General features: G+C 40.9%; 1 protein-coding gene. It reads left to right on the top strand.

The features are described 5' to 3' along the window. Window positions 1-416, top strand: a 416-nt coding sequence (locus tag ACTND6_RS11210) for a transposase (RefSeq protein WP_441045128.1), incomplete at both ends; no start/stop codon positions are given.

Raw genomic sequence — 416 nt, forward strand, 5'->3', positions numbered from 1 at the left:
CTGGTAGCACGGATTGAACTCATCAAGGAACAGATCGCTGAAATAGATAAAAAAATAGAAGAGTTCTCCATCCAAAACAACTCTCCTATTCTCTCCATTCCAGGGATTTCACATTTCTCTGGTACTTCGATTCTAGCAGAACTTGGAGATATACACAACTATTCAAAGCCTTCTCAGATCATTAAATTTGCAGGTGTAGCACCGTTGACCTATGAATCATCACAGTTCACCGCTCAACACACTGCCATTACAAAGAAAGGCTGTAAATACCTCAGAAAGACCCTGTATCAGATCATTACACCTGTCATACAGTACAATCCCGTTTTCAGAAAATTCTATCTGTTAAAGATAGCCCAGGGAAAAGGACACAGGTGTGCACAGGGTCACTGTGTAAGAAAACTCATGCGAGTCATCTA

It is taken from the genome of Bulleidia sp. HCP3S3_C9, from assembly GCF_052064035.1.
In the GTDB taxonomy this organism is placed as follows: domain Bacteria; phylum Bacillota_I; class Bacilli_A; order Erysipelotrichales; family Erysipelotrichaceae; genus Bulleidia.